Source organism: Nocardia sp. NPDC005825 (assembly GCF_040630175.1).
Classification (GTDB): domain Bacteria; phylum Actinomycetota; class Actinomycetes; order Mycobacteriales; family Mycobacteriaceae; genus Nocardia.
In genome coordinates, this window is sequence record NZ_JBEXXC010000003.1 from 208,011 (window position 1) to 229,701 (window position 21,691).

Below are 21,691 nucleotides of genomic sequence, written 5' to 3' on the forward strand. Positions count from 1 at the left end.
GCGGTGTTCGGCTGGGTTGTCCGCATTCGACCATGAGCGTTGCCGAATCTACCGGCCGCCGGTCCTATTTGATGGCGATCGGGCTGATCGGGGTCCCCACCGCGCCGGGAATTCGCAAGGCGGGCGCGCAGAGCAGGAAGTCGTAGACGCCGTCCTCGGCGCAATCGCGGGACAGCGCTTCGAGATCCCAGATCTCGCCCAGCGGCATGCCCATGTCCCGCAGCGCGATCATGTGCAGCGGCATCATGACGCCGTCCTCGGGCTGGATCACCTCGACGGCCGGGTTGTCGGCGGCGACGGCGGCGATGTCGTGTTCGTGGAACCATTCCGCGCACCGCCAGCTCAGGCCGGGGCTGCCCGCGAACCATTCGCCGTGCCTGCGGGTTTCGAGGAAGCGGGTCCACCAGCCGGTGCGCACCACCAGGATGTCGCCGGGCCGCAGCTCGACATCCTGGGCCTCGGCCACCGCGGCCAATTCCTGCGGGCTGATGACGGTGGCGGGTTCGAGCCGGTCCACGTTCCGGTGGCGGGCCACGTCCAGCAGGACGCCGCGGCCGACCACGCCGCCGCCTTCGGCGATCCGCTCGATGCCCAGTTTCGTGGCGCCGAAGCTGGTGACCGAACCGGCCGGGTACCCGTTGTAGAGCAGTCCGTCGTAGTACACGTGCGAGATGGCGTCCCATTGCGTGGACGATTGCAACGGCATCATCAGGTAGTCGTCGTTGAAGCGCATCGGGCCGTGCCCGTACAGTCCGGCGACCTGGGCCTCGGTGGGCCCGCCCCAGCCCTCGAGGTAGCCCGCGAGCTCGGCGTCGCCGCCGTCGACGGACATCAGGTGGATGGGGTTGCGCCGATAGCCACTGGAACCCTGCGGGCCGTAGGCGTCGATGGGGATGCCGAGCTGGATGGTGCGGCCTCGCAACGCCCGGGTGGCGGCGTAGGCGATGCGGTCCGGCGTGAGGTGATTCAGCGCTCCGAGCTGGTCGTCTTCGCCCCAACGGCCCCAGTTGCGCACGCGCTCAGCGGCTTTGCGCCATTCCTCGGTCACCGGGCACCTCCATGTCGATCGGTCGCTCGATATCTACCCGGTGCGGCGGAACCTGTCGAGTGAGAGTCCCGGTCGGTCTGGTTGGATGGGCGCAGTGACCAGCGTTCCCTTCCGCCTCATCGGCGACCTGCGTATGGACCGGGTGATGCCGGCGTGGGCCGAGCAGTATCCGCCGTACGACACGGTGGTCGGCTACTCGGATCTGGGGCACGCGTTCCTGATGAGCAGCCGCACCGGCGAGTACGGCATCTTCGACCCGTACAGTCCCGGCGTCAAGGACTACGGCGTCTTCACCGAGGTCACCGAATTCGTCAGCCAGGTCCTGTTCGATCCGAACGTCATCACCTACGTGCTGCAGCCGGGTCATGTCGCCGAGATCCGCCGGCGCCTCGGCCCGCTCGACGACGGCGAGGTCTACATCGCCACCCCGTACCCCTTCCTCGGCGGCTCCGAGACACCGGACGCCTATCAGAAGGGCGGCGTCTGGGTGTTCTTCGATCTGGTGGCGCAAGCGCACGAACAGGATTCGTGAGCAAGCTCCCCGTCGCGGGGTCGCCCGGGCGGTATGGTCGGGTCGTTGCGCCGCCGAAAGGGAGTGATGGCCATGCCGATTCGTCGCGGGCTCACGGTCACGATCAGGCGGGCGGCACTGGCCGCGGGCGCGGTGAGCGTCTGCGCCGCCCTCGCCGTGACGGCGGCGCCCGCGGTATCCGACACGGTCGACCTCGGTCACGTCACCGGAATCGAATTGCTGGACGGCGCATGGTCTTTCGAGAGGTCGGCGATGACGCTGGGTTTCTCGTACTCGACCGTCGACCAGCGTGACCATCGGGCCGACGCGAGCGCCGCGCTGTACGTCCCGGCCGGGCCGCCACCCGAGGGCGGTTGGCCGCTGGTGGTGTGGGCGCACGGCACGGTGGGGATCGGGAACGATTGCGCGTCGTCACACCGGCCGCAGTCGGAGCGAAATCGCGCCTATTTCAACGAGATTCTCGATCACGGCTACGCGGTGCTGGCTCCCGACTATCAGGGGTTGGGCACCGGCGGACGGTTCAGTTACTACAACTCCACGGTCGAGGGCCGTTCGCTGCTCGACGCCGTGACCGCGCTGCGCGGGCTGCCGGTGCCATTGTCCCGGCACTATGTCCTCGTCGGCCAGTCCGAGGGCGCGCACGCCGTCATGAGCGCCGCCGCCCTCTACGCCCGGAACTCCTCCGCCACACCGGGGCTCACCGGCGTCATCGCCACCGGCCTGCGCACGGATCCGGCGACCAGCCTGCGGGAGATGTTCCGCCGCGGCTCGACCGGCTCGGCGAATCAGGTCGGGTACGCGGGCTACTACCTGGCCGCGCTGGAGGAGCTCGACCCGGGCAGCGTCACGCCCTATCTGTCGGACTTCGGCAGGCGGTACGTGGAAAAGGCTGCCACCGAATGCCTTTCGACCCTGGTGGCCACCGCCGAAGGCCGACGACCGGAGGCCCTGGTCGAGGACCCCGACAACCCCACCCCGACCTTCGAATCCGCCATCCGATCCCTGGTCTCCTATCAAGAGGACATCGTCCCCGCCGATCTGATGATCGGGTACGGCACCGCCGACATCGACGTGCCCCCGGCCGCCACGCCCGCGTACGGCCCGAAATTGCAGGCCCACAACCCGTGGGCCAAGGTCACCGTGACCGCCTACCCCGGCAAGGACCACAGCGGTGCGTTCCTCGCCTCGCTGCCCGACGCGCTGGCCTTCCTCGGAACCCACCTCCCGTGAGCGACGCCTAGCCGGGCCACTGCTGTTCGCCGCGCCGCCAGACCGACCAGGTCAGCGGGACGCCGGGGCGGTACGCGAGGTGAATCACGGACGGGGCGTCGAGAATGTGGAGGTCGGCCGCGGAGTTCGGGCGCAGCACTCCCACCGCGCCGGGCGCCGACAGATCGTGGCCGAGTGCCAGGGCGCCGCCCGCGGTCGCGGCCCAGATCGCCTCGGTGATGGTCAGATTCATCTGCAGGACGGCGGTGGCCACGCAATACGCCATGGAGGTCGTATAGGAGCTGCCGGGGTTGGCGTTCGTGGCGAGCGCGATGCGGGCCCCGGCATACAGCAGGCGGCGGGCGGGTGCGAGCGGCTGGCGAGTGGAGAGGTCGCAGGCGGGCAGCAGGGTGGCGACGGTGGTGGATTCGGCCAGCGCGTCGATATCGGCGTCGGTCAGGTGGGTGCAGTGGTCCACACTGGCCGCGCCGTGCTCGACGGCCAGCCGGACGCCCGGCCCCGGGCCCAGTTGATTGCCGTGGACGCGAAGACCGAGGCCACGAGCGCGGCCCGCCGTCAGCACCCGCGCCGACTGATCGGCGTCGAAAGCCCCTGTCTCACAGAAGACGTCGGTCCAGCGGACATACGGCGCGACCGCGTCGAGCATGGGTCCGCAGACCAGGTCCAGGTACTCGTCGGCGGACAGTTCGGGCGGGACCACGTGCGCGCCGAGGAAGGTGACCTCGTCCGCGACGTCGGCGGCCACCATGGCGCAGCGCTGTTCGTCGGCGACGGTCAGCCCGTAGCCGGTCTTGGTCTCCAGGTAGGTGGTGCCCTGACGCAGGGCCTCGGCCCGCAACCGGCGCAGGTTCGCGGCCAGTGCGGCATCGTTCGCCGCGCGGGTGGCATCGACCGTGGTGCGAATACCGCCCGCGGAGTACGGGATTCCGCTCATCCGGGCCCCGAACTCGGCGGTGCGATCCCCCGCGAACACCAGGTGGGTGTGGCTGTCCACCCAACCGGGCAGCACGGCCCGGCCGCCGGCGTCCAGGTGGTGATCGGCAGCCGGAGCCGATGCGGTGGGGCCGATCCAGCGCACGAGGTCGTCCTCGATCACCAGGGCCGCGTCACGCAGGACCCCGTACTCCGCCGTGTTGGTGGTGAGTTCGCCGATGCCGGTGATGACCGTGGTCGCCGGGTTCATCGCCATAGTGCTCCGATCTCGGTGTCGAGGGCCCCGGCGATATCGCCGAGGGCGCCGTGAGCGCGATCGCGGACCACCCAACGGCCCGCGACCATGACGTCGGTCACGTCGGATGCCGTGGCCGCGAACAGGATTCCGTCCCCTGCCACGCCCGCGGTGCGCGGCGACGCCGTGTCCACACACACCAGGTCGGCGTCCCGGCCGGGCGCGATCACGCCCGGGCCGGTCCATCCCGAGACGGCGTGCGCGGTGGCGGCGGACAGCAGTTCGCCGGCCCCGAATCGTCCCCGCTCGCCGCTGCCGAGCCGTTCGTGCAGCTCCAGGGCCCGCGCCTCGAACCAGGGATCGATGACCGACTGCCCATCACTGCCGAGCGCCAGCCGCACCCCGGCATCGGCCAGCGCCCGGGCGGGCCCGATGCCGTCGCCGAGATCGGCTTCCGTACTGGGGCACAGGCACGCCCAGCACTCCCCGAGTGCGGTGATATCGCCGGACGTCAGGTGGGTGGCGTGCACGGCGACCGTGCGCGGGCCGAGCGCCCCGGCGGCCGCCAGCAGTTCGGTGGGCGTGCAGCCGTGGACCGCGAGGCATTCCTCGTTCTCGCGCGGCTGCTCCGACAGGTGGACGTGCAGGGGCCGGTCCCCCGCGCCGCGTACCACCGTCGGCAGCTGATCCGCGGGGACGGCCCGCACCGAGTGGATCGCCGCCCCGACCCGAACCAATCCCGCTGCCGGGGACAATGATTCGAGTCGCTGCGCCCACGCCTCGGCATCACCGTCGTCGAACCGCTGCTGCACGCCGGTCGTCGGCTGACCGAAACCCCCTGCCAGATAACACGTGTCGAGCAGCGTCAGCCGGATCCCGGCATCGGCGGCCGCCGCGACCAGCGCGTGCGAGAACTCGTTGGAGTCGGCGTACCGCTGCCCGTGTGCCGCGTGATGCAGGTAGTGGAACTCCGCGACGCTGGTGTAGCCCGCGAGCACCATCTCGGCGTACACCGCGCGCGCCAGCCGGTAGTAGGAGTCCGGCTCCAACCGTGCGGCCACCGCGTACATACGCTCCCGCCAGGTCCAGAAGGTGCCCCGACCGGACTGTGCCCGTCCGCGCAGGGCCCGATGGAAGGCGTGCGAGTGCGCATTGGCGAACCCCGGCACGACCGTGCCGGGCAGCCGGGTCCCGCAGGCCCGCTCACCGCTGGCCACCGCCACGATGACGCCTTCCGCGACATCGATGCGCACCCCCGTCGCCACCCCCGACGGGAGCCACGCGTGCTCACACCAGTAGGTGGTCAATTCACTCCTCCCCCATCGGAATCCGGACGCCCTTCGCCCGCGCGACGGCGTCGGCCTCCGGGTATCCGGCGTCGACGTGCCGGCACACCCCCATGGCCGGGTCATTGGTGAGCACCCGTTCGAGTTTCTGCGCGGCCAGCGGTGTCCCGTCCGCGACGGTCACCTGTCCGGCGTGAATGGAGCGGCCCATGCCGACCCCGCCGCCGTGGTGGATGGACACCCAGCTGGCCCCGGAGGCCGTATTGACGAGGGCGTTGAGCAGCGGCCAGTCGGCGATGGCGTCGGAACCGTCGGCCATGCCCTCGGTTTCGCGGTACGGCGAGGCGACCGAACCGCAGTCGAGGTGGTCGCGGCCGATCACCAGCGGCGCGCTGACCGTCCCGTCCGCGACCAGTTCGTTGAAGCGCAGTCCGGCGGCCTGCCGTTCGCCGTAGCCGAGCCAGCAGATGCGGGCGGGCAGGCCCTGGAAGGCGACCCGGTCGCGGGCCAGCCGGATCCAGCGGGCCAGCGATTCCTGTTCCGGGAACAGGTCGAGGACGGCCCGATCGGTGGCGGCGATATCGGCCGGATCGCCGGAGAGCGCGACCCACCGGAACGGCCCCTTGCCCTCGCAGAACAGCGGCCGGATGTAGGCGGGCACGAAGCCGGGGAAGTCGAAGGCCCGCTCGTACCCGGCGAGTTTCGCCTCGCCGCGAATCGAGTTGCCGTAGTCGAAGACCTCCGCGCCCCGGTCCAGGAACCCGACCATGGCCCCCACGTGGATCGCCATGGATTCCCGTGCGCGGCGGGTGAATTCGTCGGGTTTGCGGCCCGCGTAGTCGTCCCATTCCTCCACGGTGACGCCGATCGGCAGGTAGGTCAGCGGATCGTGGGCCGAGGTCTGGTCGGTGACGATGTCCACCGGGACCTCCCGCCGCAGCAGTTCCGGCAGTACCTCGGCGGCGTTGCCGATGAGCCCCACCGACAGTGGCCGCCGCGCGGCCTTGGCGGCGAGCACCCGGGTCAGGGCGTCGTCGATGTCGTCGGCGATCTCGTCGAGGTAGCGGGTCTCGACCCGCCGCCGGGCATGGCGCGGGTCGCATTCGACGCACAACGCCACCCCGCCGTTCATGGTGACGGCCAGCGGTTGCGCCCCGCCCATGCCACCCAGACCGGCGGTGAGGGTGAGGGTTCCGGCGAGGGTGCCGCCGAAGCGTTTGGCCGCCACCGCCGCGAAGGTCTCGTAGGTGCCCTGCAGGATGCCCTGGGTGCCGATGTAGATCCAGGAGCCGGCGGTCATCTGCCCGTACATGGTCAGCCCGGCCGCCTCCAACCGCCGGAATTCGGGCCAGTTCGCCCAGTCCGGCACGAGATTCGAGTTGGCGATGAGGACCCGGGGCGCCCATTCGTGGGTGCGCAGCACACCGACCGGCTTGCCGGACTGCACCAGCAGCGTCTCGTCGGCGCGCAGGTCGACGAGGGTGCGGGCGATGGCGTCGAAGCAGCGCCAGTCGCGGGCGGCTTTGCCGGTGCCGCCGTAGACGACCAGGTCGCCGGGCCGTTCGGCCACCTCGGGATCGAGGTTGTTGTGCAGCATCCGCCAGGCGGCCTCGGTCTGCCAGGTGCGGGCGGTGAGGGCGCTGCCGCGGGCGGCGCGGACCGTTCTGGTCATGACGAAACCCCTTGCCCGAGCAGATGATCCATCGCTCCCGAATGCAGGAGGTCGGTGACGGCGGCGATATCGGGTGCGAGATGGCGATCGGGTCCGGGTCCGGGCACCCGGGTGCGGACCAGGTCCCGCAGTGCGCCGGTCACCGGGGCGGGCCGCAGCGGCGCGCGGAAGTCCAAGGCCCGTGCGGCGGTGAGCAGTTCGATGGTCAGCACGGTCGTCAGCCCGTCCACCGCGCGGCGCAGTTTGCGAGCCGCCGTCCACCCCATGGACACGTGGTCCTCCTGCATGGCGCTCGAGGGTATGGAGTCCACGGACGCCGGCACCGCGCACCGCTTCAGCTCCGACACCACACCGGCCTGCGTGTACTGCGCGATCATGTATCCGGAGTCGACCCCTGGATCGGCGGCCAGGAACGCGGGCAGCCCGTGCGAGCGGTGCACGTCGAGCATCCGGTCGGTGCGCCGTTCGGCGATCCCGGCCACGTCGGCGACGGCGATGGCCAGGAAGTCGAGCACGTAGCCCACCGGCGCCCCGTGGAAGTTGCCGTTGGACTCCACCCGGCCGTCGGCCAGTACCACGGGATTGTCGATGGCGGAAGCCAATTCGCGTTCGGCGACGGTCTCGGCGTGCGTGAGGGTGTCGCGGGCCGCGCCGTGCACCTGCGGCGCGCACCGCAGCGAATACGCGTCCTGCACGCGCGGGCAGTCCTCCCCGCGATGGCTGGCCACGATCTCCGATCCGGCCAGTGCCGTCCGCATGCGCGCGGCCGACACCGCCTGCCCGGGATGCGGGCGCAGGGCCTGGAGGTCGGCGGCGAAGACGCGGTCGGTGCCCAGCAGCGCCTCCACGCTCATGGCGGCGGTGAGGTCGGCCAGGTCGAAGAGCCGGTGCAGGTCCTCGATGGCCAGCACCAGCATGCCGAGCATGCCGTCGGTGCCATTGGTGAGGGCCAGACCTTCCTTCTCCGCCAAGGTGATCGGGGTCAGCCCGTGTTCGGCCAGCGCGGGCGCGATGGGTCGCGCGCCGTCGGGGCCGAGCACCGAGCCCTCCCCCATGAGCGCCAGTGCGACCGCGGCCAGCGGCGCGAGATCGCCCGAGCAGCCCAGCGAACCGTATTCCGGCACCACCGGAATCAGTCCGCTGTCCAGTAGCGCGGCCAGCGCGCGAGCGGTCTCGGGCCGAACGCCGGTGTGCCCGGACAACAGGGTGCGCAGCCGCAGCAGCATCATGGCGCGCACCACCTCGGGTTCGACGGGCGCTCCGGCCCCGGCGGCGTGCGAGCGAATCAGCGAGCGCTGCAGGTCGGTTCGCCGATCCGCCGGAATGTGCCGCAGGGCCAGGGCCCCGAATCCGGTGGACACCCCGTAGACGGGCCGGTCGCTGTGCGCCAGCCGGTCGATGTCGCGGCGCCTGCGTTCCAGGTCCGCCAGTGCCCGCGCGTCGACGTCCACCCACGCGTGGTGACGGGCCACCGCCACCACCGCCGCCCGCGTCAGGGGCCCCGCTCCCACCGGTACCCGCTCGGTTCCGATTCGCGTCATGGGCACCATTCTGGCTGCTTGCGGGTAAGCTTCGCGTTTCCCTCTGGCGCGCGCCGCCGATTGTTACCATCGGCGTGGATGTCGAGGGAGGTGCGGTGTCTGAGAACAATCGAGCACCGGTTGGCGTGGACCCGTTCCGGCCCAACCCTGCTCGGGTGTACAACTACATGCTCGGCGGCAAGGACAATTACGACGCCGATCGCGAATACGGCGATCGGATGCTCGAAGTAGCACCCGATACCCGGGTGACCGCCTGGCACAGCCGGCGTTTCCTGCTGCATGCCGTCGAACTGGCCGCCGAGGCGGGCATCCGCCAGTTCGTGGATATCGGCGCGGGCATTCCGATCTCGCCGAATGTGCACGAGGTGGCGCAGGAGATCGAGGCCACGTCGATCGTGGCGTCCATCGACTTCGATCCGGTGGTGTATGCCCACAGCAATGCGCTGCTGACCGGTGCGACTGGAGTGACACCGATCCTCGCCGACATTCGCGAACCGGACAAAATTCTCGAATTGGCGCGTATCGAAGCCGGAATCGACTTCTCGCAGCCGGTCGCCTTCCTCATCGTCGGCGTCCTGCATTTCGTCATGGACGAGGAGAAGCCGTTCGACGCGGTGGCCCGGCTGCGCGAGGCCATGGCGCCGGGCAGCCTGCTCGCCATCCAGCACGCCTCCACCAATACCCACCCGTTCTTCAAGAACGCGGCCTCCGTCAATGCCGCGAACAGCCCCTCCCAGCCCGATTTCCGCCCGCCGGAACGCGTGGCGGGGTTCTTCGACGGTCTGGAGATGCTGTCCCCGGGCCTGGTCCCCGCCAACGAGTGGCTCGCGGTCGACCCGGGGCCCACCAGTCTCGTCGTCCTCTGCGGTATCGGCCGGAAGAACTGAGCCGCAGCCCATCCCGATCGCTGGAAGGGAATCATCCACGTGCACACCAAGTTCCGGGCGCTGGCCGTGAGCGCCGCCGCGACGCTGTTGTGCTTCACCCCGGGCGTCGCCCACGCCGACGACTCGACGGCCGGCCGGTGCCAGGACGTCAGCTTCCCGGTGTCGCAGGGCACGCTGTCGGGGACGCTGTGCCTGCCCGACGGGCCGACCGACGCCGTCATGGTCCTGATGTCGGGCTCCAACTACAACCATGTCTACTGGGATTTCCCGTACCAGCCGGAGACCTACAACTTCCGGCAGGCCATGAACAAGGCCGGGTACGCGACGCTGGTAGCCGACCGGCTCGGCAACGGCGCGAGCAGCCGGCCGCCCAGCCTCTCGCTGACCGCCACCGCCACCGCCGACGCCCTGCACGTCATGGTGCGGTCGCTGCGCGGCGGACTGGCGGGCAATGCCCCCTTCGCCAAGGTGGTCACGGTCGGGCACTCGCTCACCTCCAGCACCTCGATCATGGAGGCCATCGGCTATCACGATGTGGACGGCGTCGTGCTCACCGGCTACTCGCACACGCTCAGCGTCCCTGATGTTCTCGGGGTGATCAGCAGCTACTACCCGGCCGTCGAGGATCCCGGATTCGCCGGGCGCGGTTACGATTCCACGTATCTGGTCACCCGCCCCGGGGCCCGCGCCGCCGACTTCTACGGTCTGAACCCGGATCCGAACGTGGTCGCCCTGGACGAGGCCACCAAGGAGACCTTCTCCCTCACCGAGTATCCCGACGGCCTGCTCGCCACCCTGCCCGGCGAGTCCAGCCTGATGACGGCCCCGGTGCTGCTGGTGGACGGCAGCCGCGACCGCATGGTCTGCGGGCCGGGCTTCGGTGTCTGCGCCGACAGCGCCACCCTCCAAGCCGCCGAGAGTCCCTACTTCTCACCGGCAGCGAAGTTGCGCGCCTACGTGCTGCCGGACAGTGGTCACGCCATCAACCTGGCCCCGAACACCCGCGACTATCACGCGGTCGTGGTGGATTGGATGAAGTCGGTCGTCGGCTGAGGCCGAATCAGCCTGCGGCGGAGAGGAAGTCGGCGCGGGTGACCAGAATGTCGGCGATCGGGCGCGGTCGACGACCCAGGCCGCACGCACTGGCCACCCCGTCGACCGGACGACCCAGCGCGTTCTCGACGATGCGTAGCGTCTCGATTTGCTCTGCCTCGGTGGGGCTTTCGTGGACGAGCCCGGCGTAGAAGCGGGTGCCGGAAGGCAGGTCCAGACCCGCGAGAGGCGCGTAGAAGGCGGGATCGGCGGACGGCGGGATGTCCCCGGCCGCCAGCGGGCCGTGGACGAATTCCAGAGTTCTACCCGAAGGCCACTGCCGGGCGATGGAATTCGCCAGCGCCACCAGCGGTCTGGTGTCCCGCAAGGTGGTCCGCGCCTTGTTGTTCATGCTGCCCAGGCACAAGTGGACACCGATGCGGGTCCCCGGCGGTGTCGCCGCGGCCATCTCGGCGATGCCGCGGCCCAGGCCGACCGCCGCGTCCACCTGCCGGTGCAGGGGTTGGGTCGTGGCCGTCAACACCATCTCGGCGGTCGCCTCGAACTGCACGACCACGTCGTCACCGGCCAGCGCGCGAATGGCCTCGACATCGCGAATACTGGCGTCCAGGAATGCTTTCCGGTGCTTGCGCACCCCGCACCGGCCCATGGCGATGAACGCCAGCGTGAGGGCGGTGGGCATCCCGATCTGCAACGACAGCTCGGGCAGATCCCGTTCCGCGCGCAGGGCCCGGAAGATCGGCAGCGCCTCCTCGGCTTCCGCCAGGTACCCCAGTTCCATCATGTCGCCGGTCAGCTCGACGCCCCGGGCCGCACGGTGGATGGTGCGTTCGTGACTGGACAGCCAGGTGCCGCGCTTCTTCACCTCCAACGCGCCCTGAGCGACCAGGTCGTCGATGATGGGCTGGATGTAGTACTCGTAGCGCCGGGTCTCGCCGGTGGGCAGCGTGCGTAACCGCGAGCCCGCACCGTCCAGGATCGCCCGCATCGCATCGCCGGTGCTCTCGGCCGGAAAGCTGCCGACGAAGTGCACATTTCGCGCGCCCATACCGTGCATCGTAGATCTTCGATCACGTTCCCGAATGGGTACGTCGCGTCGGCGGCGGAAACGGGGGCCGCGGAAATCCGCGATGAGATTCGCGGCGGCGATGGCTAGCATCGGCGTTCGTGCGTTCAGTTTCCGGGGGAAGTTTTCACATTCGACTGATCGCCCTCGTGGCGGGGGTGCTCGGCGTTCTGCTGGCGGTGCTGGTGCCGCTGCTGCCGGTCCGGCAGGATCGGGCGAGTATCGATTGGCAACCGGCGCAGGCGATTCAGCTGACCGCGCCATTGGTGGACTATGTGCCGCTCACGCTGGATCTCCGGGTGCCGTGCGCGGCGCTGCGGGAACTGCCCAGCGGCACGGTGCTGTCGACGGTGCCGACCCAGGCCCCGGGCGGGGCCGCCAAGGGGTTGATCGCGCGCATCGAGGAACTGCCGGGCAGCGGGCGCACCCTGTCCGTGACGCTGCGCAACAAGCCGCTGATCACAGCGTCGGTGTTCCAAATGACAGGCGTCGGAACAGCTTCCGAGACCGCGATCACCACACCCTCCGGCGTCACGCCGCAAGCCGTACCGCCCGCACCGGGTTCGACCCCGGCGGCGGTCCCGCCATCCACAGGCAGCACTCCGCCCGCCGGTGCCAAGCTGCCCCAGGGCGGGACGACGCCCACCGGCCCCACTCCGTCCGACGGGCCGACTCCGCCCCCGGGCGCCACGCGGCCTGCCGGATCGACCCCGCCGGGCCCCACACCACCGGCGGGGCAGACGCCACCGGGAGGCCCGACCCCGCCTGCCGCACCCACGCCGCCGACCGGGCCGACTCCGCCCGCGGGCGCCACTCCCCCAGCCGGATCCGCACCGGCCACCGACGCACCGCTGCCGCCTGCCGGTTCCGGAAGCAGCACTGAGCCCGGACCCGGTTCCGGTGCCGGTTCGACTCCGAATATCGTGCCGCACAACGGTTGCGATGCCCTGGTCGTGCACTCGTCGGCGAGTGGTACGACCGCCGAGCTGACCGGACTCGGGACCCCGGAAGGCAAGCCCTTCCGGTCCACGGTGGCCGAGGATGTGCGGCCGCAGATCGTGGGCGTGTACACCGATCTGGATCGGGCGCGTCTGGGTGATGCCACCCTGCACGCCGAGGTGGATGCGCGGTTCTCGGCACGGCCGAGCGGCTGGAAGCTGGCGGCCATGGCGGGTGCGGGATTGTGCACGCTGGTGGCGCTGGTCTGCCTGTACTTCCTCGATGCCGCCGACGTCCGCCGCAGGCGGCGGTTCCTGCCCGCGCGCTGGTGGCGGTTCACCGGCGCCGACGCCGTGGTGCTCGCGACGCTGGGCGTCTGGCACGTGATCGGAGCCAATACCTCCGATGACGGCTACATCCTCACCATGGCCCGGGTGTCGAAGCACGCGGGCTACACCGCGAACTACTACCGCTGGTACGGGGTGGCGGAGGCGCCGTTCGGGTGGCCGTACGAACTGCTGGCGCAGATGACCCGGGTCAGTGACGCGAGCGTCTGGCTGCGATTGCCCGCACTGCTGGCCGGGGTGCTGTGCTGGTGGGTGATCAGCCGGGAAGTCCTGCCGCGCCTGGGTTCCCGGGTGCGGTCGGCGGGTCCGCGCTGGACGGCGGCACTGGTGTTCCTGGCCCTGTGGCTGCCGTACAACAATGGCCTGCGGCCCGAACCGTTCATCGCCCTGGGCGCGCTGCTGACCTGGTGTTCCATCGAGCGCGCCGTCGCGACCCGCCGGCTGCTGCCCGCCGCGGTGGCGGTCCTGATCGCGGCGTTCTCATTGGCGGCCGGTCCGTCCGGATTGATCTGCCTGGCAGCGCTGTTCGCGGGTTCCCGACGGGTGCTGTTCGTGCTGGCCGCCCAGGTCCGGGCCACCTCCGGCGGGTTGCTCGGCTATCTCGCGCGCATCGCCCCGGTGCTCACGGCGGGCACCCTGGTGCTGACGGTCGTCTTCGCCGATCAGACGCTGGCGTCGGTGGCCGAGGCCACCCGGGTGCGAAAACTGGTGGGCCCCGACTTCTCCTGGCCGGATGAGCCGACCCGCTGGATCTCACTGCTCTCGCTGACCCCGGACGGTTCCCTGTCCCGCCGCTTCGGCGTGCTCGCCATGCTGCTGTGCCTGGCCGTCTGCCTGGCGGTGGCGTTGCGCAAGGGCGGCCGGATTCCGGACACCGCGCGCGGCCCGGTCGCCCGACTACTCGGCATCGCCGCGATGTCGCCGCTGCTGATGGCTTTCACCCCGACCAAATGGACCCACCACTTCGGCGTCTACGCCGGTCTGGCGGGGGCGCTGGCCGCGGTGACGGCCGTCGCGGTGGGCGGCAACGGGATTCGACTACCGTACTTGCGCACCCTGTTCGCGGCGGCGGTGCTGTTCCTGGTGGCGTTCAGCTTCACCGGCTCCAACGGCTGGTGGTACGTCTCCGGTTACGGCGTGCGCTGGCCCGATCGCGCACCGCTGGCGGGTGGCGTCGGAATCGCTTCGCTGATCTTCGGGCTGGGTGCGCTGTGCCTGGCCGTGGCCGCCTGGCAGTACTATCGCGAACCCTTCCGATCGAGCGGAAACGTCCGGGCCGCCGCACCTTTCGATCGGATCGCCGTCCGGCCGCTGACCATCGCCGCCGCCGTGCTCGTGGCCTTCGAAGTGGCGACCATGGCTTCCGCCGCCTGGTCGCAATACCCGGCATACTCCGTCGCGCTGTCGAATATCCGCGCGCTGGAGGGCAAACCGTGCGCGCTGGCCGACGACGTCCTGGTGGAGACCGCGACGGCGGACTCGGTCCTCCAGCCGTACACGGGCGCACCGGCGGATGGACTCGCCGCCGACAACAGCGGATTCACCGCCAATGGCGTCGGCGACCTCGCTCCCGACGGCGGCCCGGGCGGCGGCACCGGGAGCGGCGGCAAGCCGTCCACTCCGCCGCCCGGCGGCGGCCCTGCCGACAAACCCAAGTCCGATCCCGGCATCAACGGCAGCACCGTCGCCCTGCCCTACGGCCTGGATCCCAAACGCACTCCGGTGTTGGGCGACTACACCACCGATCACCCCCGGCCGAGCCGCCTGACAACCCAGTGGTATCGCCTGGATCTGAATGCGGCACAGCAGGACTCGGAATTCAAGGCCCTGATCCTGACCGTCGCTGGTCACATCGCGGGCGAGCAGCAGGGCCATCGGGTCGACGGAGCCGCCCTCCGTGTGGAGTTCGCGCATCGCGCCGACGACGGCGCCCTCCAGCCCCGCGGCGATCTGACCCCGCCCACGGTCGGCGGCGCACCCGGATGGCGCAACCTGCCCATCCCCCTGGACCGAATCCCGGCCGGCACCAATGCTGTTCGCCTGATCGCCACCGCGGACGACCCCACCGGCAAGCAGTGGCTGGCCCTGACGCCGCCACGCCTCCCGCGCCTGGCCACCCTGGACGCGGTGGTCGGCCACGACGCCCCGGTGCTGACGGATTTCCATGTCGGCCTGGCCTTCCCGTGCCAGCACCCGTTCGATCACCGCGACGGCGTCGCCCAGCTCCCGGCCTGGCGCATCCTGCCCGACAAGCTCAATGCCCAGGTCGCCACCACCTGGCAGGGCGATTCGGGCGGCGGCCCGCTCGGCTGGTCGGATCTGCTGGTGCGTTCCGAGCCCGTCCCCGCCTACCTGGACGGCGACTGGACCCGGGACTGGGGCGAACTCCAGCGCCTCACCCCGTATGTCGACGCCCCGGCCGCCCCGGTCACCGTGCGGGTGGAGAGTCGTTGGGGCTGGGCCGGTGACGATCCCATCCGCGCCGACCCGGCCCGGACCCCGTAGCCGGGCGGCGCGGGAGCCTATAGTCGGTCGATATGACCTTTCGCAGCGAGAGCAGCACGGTGCCGCCGGTCGTCCTGAACGACGGACACGTGATTCCGGCCCTTGGTTTCGGGGTGTTCCAGGTCGCCGACGCGGAGGCGTTCGACGTCGTGACCGCCGCGCTCGGCGCGGGGTACCGCAGCATCGACACGGCCGCGATCTACGGCAACGAGGTCGAGGTGGGCCGCGCGATCCGCGAGTCCGGAGTGCCGCGCGACGAGGTCTACGTGACCACCAAGCTGTGGAACTCCGAGCAGGGCTACGACTCCACCCTGCGCGCCTTCGACGAGAGCATGGCCCGACTCGGCCTGGACTACCTGGACCTGTACCTCATTCACTGGCCGGTGGCTCAGGCGGACCGGTTCGTCGACACCTTCCGGGCCTTCCAGACACTGAAGTCGCAGGGCCGGGTCGGTTCGATCGGCGTCTCGAACTTCACCCGTGACCATCTGTCCCGGGTGATGGCCGAGACCGGCGAGATCCCGGCGGTGAACCAGATCGAACTGCACCCGCACCTGGGCCAGGCGGACCTGCGCGCCTTCCACGCCGAGAACGGCATCGTGACCGAGGCGTGGAGTCCGCTCGGGCGGGGCGCGGATCTGAAGGATCCGGTCGTGGTGGAGATCGCGGACGAGACCGGCCGTACCCCGGCGCAGGTGATCATCCGCTGGCAGCTGCAGCTGGGCAATGTGGTGATCCCGAAGTCGGTGACGCCGTCGCGCATCCGGGAGAACTTCGACGTCTTCGGTTTCGAGCTGACCGCCGACCAGATGCACCGCATCACCGCCCTGGATCAGGGCACCCGGATCGGCCCCGACCCGGATGTCCTCACCTACGGATTGGACGTTTAGACGAAATTCCCGGCCGGAACCCGCTGAGCGGGACGATCTCTGGCCGACCGGCGTGCGGGTTCGGACGCTTACCGGGAAGCAGCGCTTCCCCGTAACGAAAGGGCCTTCACGCCAATGAAGTTCGCACGCCTGAGCACCGTCGCCTGCGCCGTGACCGTGGGCCTGACCGCACCTCTGCTACCACTGGATTCGACGGCGCCGGGCCGGGCGGACACCGCGATCGGCATTCGCTATGTCAACTCGGTGACGCTGTCGGACGACACCCAGTTCGGCGGCTTCAAGGTGGGCGGCCTGTCGGGCATCGACTACGACAACGCGAAGAAGAACTACCTCGCCATCAGCGACAACCGCGGCGAACAGGGACCGGTGCGGGCCTACACGCTGCGGCTGCCGATCGGCGCGGACGGCCGCCTGGGCGACCCTCAGTTCGACACCCTCATCCAGCTGCGCGACGCCGACGGCAACCCGTACGGCCCGCGCACCTCCGACACCGAATCCATTCGCTGGACCCCGAATCACAAGGGCTTCTACTACACCAGCGAGGGCGAGGCGAAGGTCGGCCGCCCCGGCTTCATCCGCGAGGCGACCCTGGACGGCTCCTACGTCCGCGACATTCCGGTGCCCGAGGCCTTCAAGCCGGTGCTCGACGCCCAGGGCGTCCCGCAGTCCGGCATTCGCGACAACCTCGGCTTCGAGGCCATGGACGCGGCCGGTTCGTCCATCGTCGCGCTCAGCGAGAACGCCCTGACCCAGGACGGTCCCGCGGCCGGACCGGAGGTGGAGAGCCGCGCCCGCCTGGTGCGGATCCACCACACCACCGGCGCGGACCTGGGCGAGTACATCTACCCGGTGGACAAGGTCGCCCCCGGCGCGCTGCCGGTCGCCACCGGTGTCGCCGAGATCCTCTCGATCGACGGCGACCGCTACCTGACCCTGGAACGCAGCCTCATCCCGAACCAGGGCTTCACCGCCCGCATCTACGAAACCTCCACCGCCGGAGCGGATCCGGTGACGGGTGCCGCCACGGCTCCGGCGTCGGCCAAGCCGATGTCCAAGCGCCTGCTGTTCGACTTCACCGCCAACGGCCTCGACTCCCAGTGCGCCGAGGGCATGACCTGGGGCCCGGACCTGCCCGGCGGCGGCCGCTCGCTGATCCTGGTCTCGGACAACAACTTCGGCCAGGCCGGCAAGACGGCCTTCCACCTGCTGGCCATCGACAACGCGCGCTGACGAACGAAAGATCCGCTGCCGGCCGGGAAACCGGTCGGCAGCGGATCTTGGGTGTCGCGACCCGCTAGTTCTGCGGCGGCGGGCCGGCGGGACCGTTCGGCGGCTGCGCACCGCCCGGACCGTCCCCGGGCGGCGGGCCCGGCTGTGTGCCCGGCGGCAGCGGCTTGCCGATGTGCTGGGCCAGGTCCGGCAGCATGCGCGTGGCGACCTGCTCCCAGTTGCCCCAGTTGTGGACGCCGATGCTCGGGAAGTCGTAGCTGACATTGTCGTAGCCGAGCGCCTGCAGGCGGGACTGGAACGCCTTGGTGTTGGCCAGGGCGATGCCCTCCAGCGGCATGCCCTGGATGATCGCGTCCGGCGAGGACAGGTCCTGCTGCGCCGGGGTCCCGCTGCCCGCGGCGATGTAGAGCCGCGTGTTGTTCTCGATCAGCTTGGGCGCGAAGCCGTACGGGTCCATGCGCTGCCATTTGGCGCTGCCCGCGGCCGCCATGGAATCGATGTTGTAGCCGCCCGCGGCGAGCAGCGCCAGGCGCAGCGCCTCCCGCATGCCGGGCGCCGCCAGGGACAGATAGCCCGACATCGAACCGGCGTAGACGAACTGGTCCGGATGGTAGGCGGCCATCAGCAGCGCCGCGCTGCCGCCGCTGGACAGTCCGAAGATGCCGTTGCGAGAGTCACTGAACCCCAGTCGATCCCGCAGCGCGTCCCGGAGATCGTGGGTGAGGAAGGTCTCCCACTGATAGGTGTAGGACTTGCCGGAGCTCTCGTCCCAGCCCGCGATGGCCGATCCGGAGTCGCGGCTCGGGAACAGCCCGGCGTCCGGATTCACGCCGCCGAAGCTGCTCGGGGCGTCCCAGTCCTGGTAGAAGCTGGACTCGCCACCGACCGGCAGCACCACATTGATATTGAATTTGGCCAGTGCGGCCGGGATCTCGGTGTGCAGCTCCCAGCCGTTGTAGTCGTTCTGGGCGCGTTCCCCGTCGAGCAGGTACACCACCCGATCGGTATTGCCGTCCGCCGCCCGCACGATCCGGGTCTTGATCGACCCCATGCCCGAGTCGACGAAGAAGTCGAATGCCTTGGGATTCGGCTCCGCCGCAACCGGTCCGGCCGTCACCACCGCCGCCCACGGCACCACGGTCGCCAGCGCGGCTCCCACCAGGCCCCGTTTGGCCCATCCACCCCGCATATCCTGTTGTCTCCCCTCGATCCTCCCCCGCTGCCCTGTTCCCGGCGCGGCGGTCCGCCAGGCAGCATATCCGGTGCGCCCACACTGGTCCCCCCGAATACCGTTGCCGCCCAGCCGGGATCGGCTCAGGCCGTGGCGACCGCGTTCTCCAGCATGCCGGGGTCGTGCGCGCACACCATCAGCAGATCCGGGCCGCTCGACCGGAACAGCTCGGCCAGACGCGCCTGGTTGGCGTGCATCACCGCACGATCGTGGGCCAGGAGGTTCTCCGCGAGCGCGTGCATGCGCGGCACCGGCGACCCGTCCAGGCGGCCCGGGTGCAGGAAGGCGTCGCCGCAGTGCAGCACCCAGCGGTGACCGGCGTCGACCGCGACCGCCGCGTGCCCCCGGGTGTGACCGGGCATGGGGATCAACACGATTCCGGGACTGATCTCGGTCAGTTCCCGCGCGGTGAACCCTCGCCAGCTCTCCCCTTCCGGCGCGTACTCGACGATCTTCGGCCCGTGCGCCCAGAAGCCCGGCCGGAAGCGGTTGCGCTCCTGCCAGGTCGGCGCGTGCATCGCCCCCAGCGCCTCCGCGGCGGTGATATGCAGTGTGGCGTGCGGGAAGTCGGCCATCCCGCCGATGTGATCACCGTCGAGATGGGTGGCGACGATATGGCGGACATCCTCGGGCGCATAGCCCAGACCCGCGAGCTGGCGCACCGCGGTCTCCGCCGGATCGAGAACCGGCCGATTGAGGAACCGCGCAAACCCCAGCCGCCCCGCCGGATCGGCGATATCCGCCAATCCGAAACCGGAGTCCACCAGCACCAGACCGCCGGCGGTCTCGATCAGCAGCACATGACAGACGCACGTCGCGGACCCCAGCCGCAAGGTGCCGCAGTTCAGGTGATGAACCTTCATCGCCCGATCGTGCCCCAAAGTTCTTGTTAAGCAAACCCGAAGATCATTCGCGAAATCTAACCTCCGACCAAGTAGGAAGGGGGTCCGGTATGTCTGCGGATGTTTTGTCGGGTATCGCCTGGACGACGGGGCTGATTGCCTTCGTCGGCGGTCCGTTGCTGCTGATGATCGTCCACGGAATCAAGGCGTCGAACGCCGACCGGGAGCGCAAGGAACGGCTGTGGCAGTGGGCGCGGGCCAATGGCTGGCAGATCCAGGAGCACGCCCTCGTACCGTGGACCGACCGGCTACCCGGCCGCAGACGTCAGGGTCTCGGCGTCATGGTGACCGGGATGATCGGCGGACGCTGGGTGACCATCGCGGAGTACACGTACACGGACACCGAAACCACCCAGCACTATGTCGTCGTCCGGATCATGCTGGATCGACCCCACCCCTCGGTGGCCGTCGAGCGGCGTGGACTCGGTTCACAGTTCGAGCGGGCGTTGTTCGGTGACAAGCCGACCGCGACCGGCAATGTCCTGTTCGACTCCTGCTACGCGATCACCGCCCCGGACCGCTCCGCCGCGAAGACCCTGGTCGGCCCGCCCCTGATCGCTGCCCATATCGAGGGCCGGCTTCCGTCCTGGAGCCTCCTGGGCAACGAGTTGCTGACCTACACGACGGCGGGAAAGTTCCAGCACCCGAACCAGATTCTCGCCTACGCGGGCCCATTGCTGCGGGTGGCCGACCTGCTCGGTCCCACCGACTTCTCCGCACCGGCGGACCGCTGATCCGGCCCGCCGGCGGATGGTCAGGCCGGTTCGAGGGTGAACTCCGGGCTGCGGCCGCGCGCGTCGAGCCGTCCGTCACCCCAGCTCGCGCTGCCGTAGGCGTCGACCTCGATCGCATACGTTCCCGGGGGCAGGTCGTCGGGCAGCCGGACCGAGGCGCGGTCCAGCCGATCGACCAGGCTCAGATAGGTTCGGGGCGAGGGGGATTCGACCGCGACCAGGAACACCCGCGCGGACTCGAAGCGCGGCGAGTCCGTATCCGAGGACCAGCACACGCGCAGTGACCGATGCGCCCCATCGGCGAATTCCACGGTCACACGCAGCTCCGGCACCCCTCCAGGCTAGACCGCGTCGTCGAGAGTCACGCGAACGCTGACCCGCCCGTTGTCGCGCTCGGTCACCGCGTGGCCGCTGCGGTCGACGCCGCCGAGGCGCAGCGAGATCGGACCGCCCGCGCCCAGGAAGTTGCGCCACCACGTCTTCTTCTCCGGCATGGCGACACCGATGACGATGTCCTTGCCGGAGCGCATGTACCCGACCGGCAGCGAGAAGGTCTTGCCCGACTTCCGCCCGGTGTAGGTGATGACCACGAGCCCGCGTCCCACGAACGGCCCGATCACGGGTAGCTCGGTCAGCGCGGCGATGCCCGCGTTGACGCCGCTCATCAGCTGTGCCACAAGATTTTTCACGATGGTGCCCTTCTAGTTCATGACGGTCGACTGGGCGATGATGGCCGATCCCATCCAGCGGCGCAGGTAGCGCCGCAGTTCGGCGTCGCTGCGCGGCGGGTCGCCCGGGGAGATGAAGAACGACTGCATGGTGCGCAGCAGGAATTCGACCAGCTCGCGCAGGGATTCGTCGTCGTAGCCGTAGTGCCGCCAGTCGACGTCGAAGCGTCTGATCATGGTGAGGCCGAAGGCCTGCGCCTCGTCGGAGGTGATGCCCGCGGGGTCGGCGCTGGAGGAGGTGGCGGCCAGCAGCAGCCCCAGGTGCGGGGTGCGGCGGACCTCGGTGATGGTGTACGCGATGCCGTGGGTCATCGCCTCGACCGCATCGGTCATGCCGCTGACCTCGGCTTCGAGGCGGTCCAGGAAGCCGTCCACGGAGGCGATGGCGGAGGCCCGCATGAGGGCGTCGGCGCTGGGGAAGTAGCGGTAGACGGTCTGCCGGATCACGCCCAGGGATTCCGCGACGTCGGCGATGCTGATCGCGGCGCCGGTGCGCGCGATCAATTCGACTGCGGCGGCGACGATTCGATCCGACGCCTCCGCGTCGTTCTCCGGGGGACGACCACCCCATCCGCGCCTGCGTGCCACGGCCCGACCGTAACACGCGATCATCCGGAACCCACCTCCGCATGCCCCTGAACAGGGATTTCATATCATACACTTGTACATGTGAGTGTATGTTTGTATGTTCACAGCGGCAGC

The 21,691-nt window shown here is 70.0% G+C and carries 19 protein-coding genes; 8 read left to right on the plus strand and 11 right to left on the minus strand.

Annotated features, from left to right (window positions below; all coding sequences use genetic code 11):
- Positions 1-64: 64 nt before the first annotated feature.
- Entirely contained in the window at positions 65-1,048 is a 984-nt protein-coding gene (locus tag ABZ382_RS09765) for a cyclase family protein (protein ID WP_357086333.1), read from the minus strand.
- A 94-nt stretch (positions 1,049-1,142) separates the two neighbouring features.
- Between ABZ382_RS09765 and ABZ382_RS09770 the strand changes: the two genes are divergently transcribed.
- Entirely contained in the window at positions 1,143-1,580 is a 438-nt protein-coding gene (locus ABZ382_RS09770) for a T6SS immunity protein Tdi1 domain-containing protein (protein WP_357086335.1), read from the plus strand.
- Between the two features lie 72 nt (positions 1,581-1,652).
- Positions 1,653-2,810 carry a lipase family protein gene (locus ABZ382_RS09775; protein WP_357086337.1) on the plus strand — a complete coding sequence of 386 codons (1,158 nt, stop codon included), beginning with the start codon at positions 1,653-1,655 and terminating at the stop codon, positions 2,808-2,810.
- A 7-nt stretch (positions 2,811-2,817) separates the two neighbouring features.
- On the opposite strand, the gene hutI is transcribed toward ABZ382_RS09775, so the two are convergent.
- From hutI to hutH, 4 genes are read right to left on the minus strand one after another with little or no spacing between them, the layout of a single operon-like run.
- Positions 2,818-3,999 (minus strand): imidazolonepropionase, encoded by a 1,182-nt coding sequence (gene hutI, locus ABZ382_RS09780; RefSeq protein WP_357086339.1) that lies wholly within the window; start codon positions 3,997-3,999, stop codon positions 2,818-2,820.
- The gene (locus ABZ382_RS09785; protein WP_357086341.1) at positions 3,990-5,285 is read right to left on the minus strand and encodes a formimidoylglutamate deiminase; all 1,296 of its coding nucleotides are present in this window, start codon (positions 5,283-5,285) and stop codon (positions 3,990-3,992) included. Before ABZ382_RS09785 ends, hutI begins: the two co-directional genes overlap by 10 nt.
- Before the next feature lies 1 nt (position 5,286).
- Positions 5,287-6,936, minus strand: coding sequence for a urocanate hydratase (gene hutU, locus ABZ382_RS09790; RefSeq protein ID WP_357086343.1), 1,650 nt, complete (start codon positions 6,934-6,936; stop codon positions 5,287-5,289).
- Complete coding sequence (gene hutH, locus ABZ382_RS09795) at positions 6,933-8,477, minus strand: histidine ammonia-lyase (protein ID WP_357086345.1); 1,545 nt, start codon at positions 8,475-8,477, stop codon at positions 6,933-6,935. Before hutH ends, hutU begins: the two co-directional genes overlap by 4 nt.
- 95 nt (positions 8,478-8,572) lie before the next feature.
- Between hutH and ABZ382_RS09800 the strand changes: the two genes are divergently transcribed.
- Both ABZ382_RS09800 and ABZ382_RS09805 read left to right on the plus strand, forming a co-directional pair.
- Positions 8,573-9,364, plus strand: a complete 792-nt coding sequence (locus ABZ382_RS09800; RefSeq protein WP_357086347.1) for an SAM-dependent methyltransferase — start codon at positions 8,573-8,575, stop codon at positions 9,362-9,364.
- 39 nt (positions 9,365-9,403) lie between these two features.
- Positions 9,404-10,417: an alpha/beta fold hydrolase gene (locus ABZ382_RS09805; RefSeq protein WP_357086349.1), complete on the plus strand. Its 1,014-nt coding sequence runs from the start codon at positions 9,404-9,406 to the stop codon at positions 10,415-10,417.
- Between the two features lie 7 nt (positions 10,418-10,424).
- On the opposite strand, the gene ABZ382_RS09810 is transcribed toward ABZ382_RS09805, so the two are convergent.
- Positions 10,425-11,465: a hypothetical protein gene (locus tag ABZ382_RS09810; protein ID WP_357086351.1), complete on the minus strand. Its 1,041-nt coding sequence runs from the start codon at positions 11,463-11,465 to the stop codon at positions 10,425-10,427.
- Positions 11,466-11,584: 119 nt separating this feature from the next.
- On the opposite strand from ABZ382_RS09810, the gene ABZ382_RS09815 reads away from it, so the two are divergent.
- The 3 genes from ABZ382_RS09815 to ABZ382_RS09825 all read left to right on the plus strand — a co-directional run bounded on the left by ABZ382_RS09815 (position 11,585) and on the right by ABZ382_RS09825 (position 17,394).
- Complete coding sequence (locus tag ABZ382_RS09815; protein WP_357086353.1) at positions 11,585-15,274, plus strand: arabinosyltransferase domain-containing protein; 3,690 nt, start codon at positions 11,585-11,587, stop codon at positions 15,272-15,274.
- A 32-nt stretch (positions 15,275-15,306) separates the two neighbouring features.
- On the plus strand, positions 15,307-16,164 hold the full coding sequence (locus ABZ382_RS09820; RefSeq protein WP_357086355.1) for an aldo/keto reductase: 858 nt from the start codon (positions 15,307-15,309) through the stop codon (positions 16,162-16,164).
- Between the two features lie 114 nt (positions 16,165-16,278).
- Positions 16,279-17,394, plus strand: a complete 1,116-nt coding sequence (locus tag ABZ382_RS09825; RefSeq protein ID WP_357086357.1) for an esterase-like activity of phytase family protein — start codon at positions 16,279-16,281, stop codon at positions 17,392-17,394.
- A gap of 64 nt (positions 17,395-17,458) precedes the next feature.
- Here ABZ382_RS09825 and ABZ382_RS09830 read toward each other — a convergent pair whose 3' ends face one another.
- Complete coding sequence (locus tag ABZ382_RS09830; RefSeq protein ID WP_357086359.1) at positions 17,459-18,583, minus strand: alpha/beta hydrolase family protein; 1,125 nt, start codon at positions 18,581-18,583, stop codon at positions 17,459-17,461.
- Positions 18,584-18,708: 125 nt separating this feature from the next.
- Entirely contained in the window at positions 18,709-19,488 is a 780-nt protein-coding gene (locus ABZ382_RS09835) for an MBL fold metallo-hydrolase (protein ID WP_357086361.1), read from the minus strand.
- 89 nt (positions 19,489-19,577) lie between these two features.
- On the opposite strand from ABZ382_RS09835, the gene ABZ382_RS09840 reads away from it, so the two are divergent.
- A complete protein-coding gene (locus tag ABZ382_RS09840) occupies positions 19,578-20,261 on the plus strand; it encodes a hypothetical protein (RefSeq protein ID WP_357086363.1) in 684 nt (227 codons plus the stop codon).
- Between the two features lie 20 nt (positions 20,262-20,281).
- Here ABZ382_RS09840 and ABZ382_RS09845 read toward each other — a convergent pair whose 3' ends face one another.
- Genes ABZ382_RS09845 through ABZ382_RS09855 form a run of 3 tightly spaced genes read right to left on the minus strand, consistent with a single transcriptional unit; the run spans position 20,282 to position 21,577 of the window.
- The gene (locus tag ABZ382_RS09845; protein WP_357086365.1) at positions 20,282-20,593 is read right to left on the minus strand and encodes a hypothetical protein; all 312 of its coding nucleotides are present in this window, start codon (positions 20,591-20,593) and stop codon (positions 20,282-20,284) included.
- A gap of 9 nt (positions 20,594-20,602) precedes the next feature.
- Complete coding sequence (locus tag ABZ382_RS09850; RefSeq protein WP_357087318.1) at positions 20,603-20,926, minus strand: nitroreductase/quinone reductase family protein; 324 nt, start codon at positions 20,924-20,926, stop codon at positions 20,603-20,605.
- Between the two features lie 36 nt (positions 20,927-20,962).
- Complete coding sequence (locus tag ABZ382_RS09855) at positions 20,963-21,577, minus strand: TetR/AcrR family transcriptional regulator (RefSeq protein WP_357086367.1); 615 nt, start codon at positions 21,575-21,577, stop codon at positions 20,963-20,965.
- Positions 21,578-21,691 lie beyond the last annotated feature (114 nt).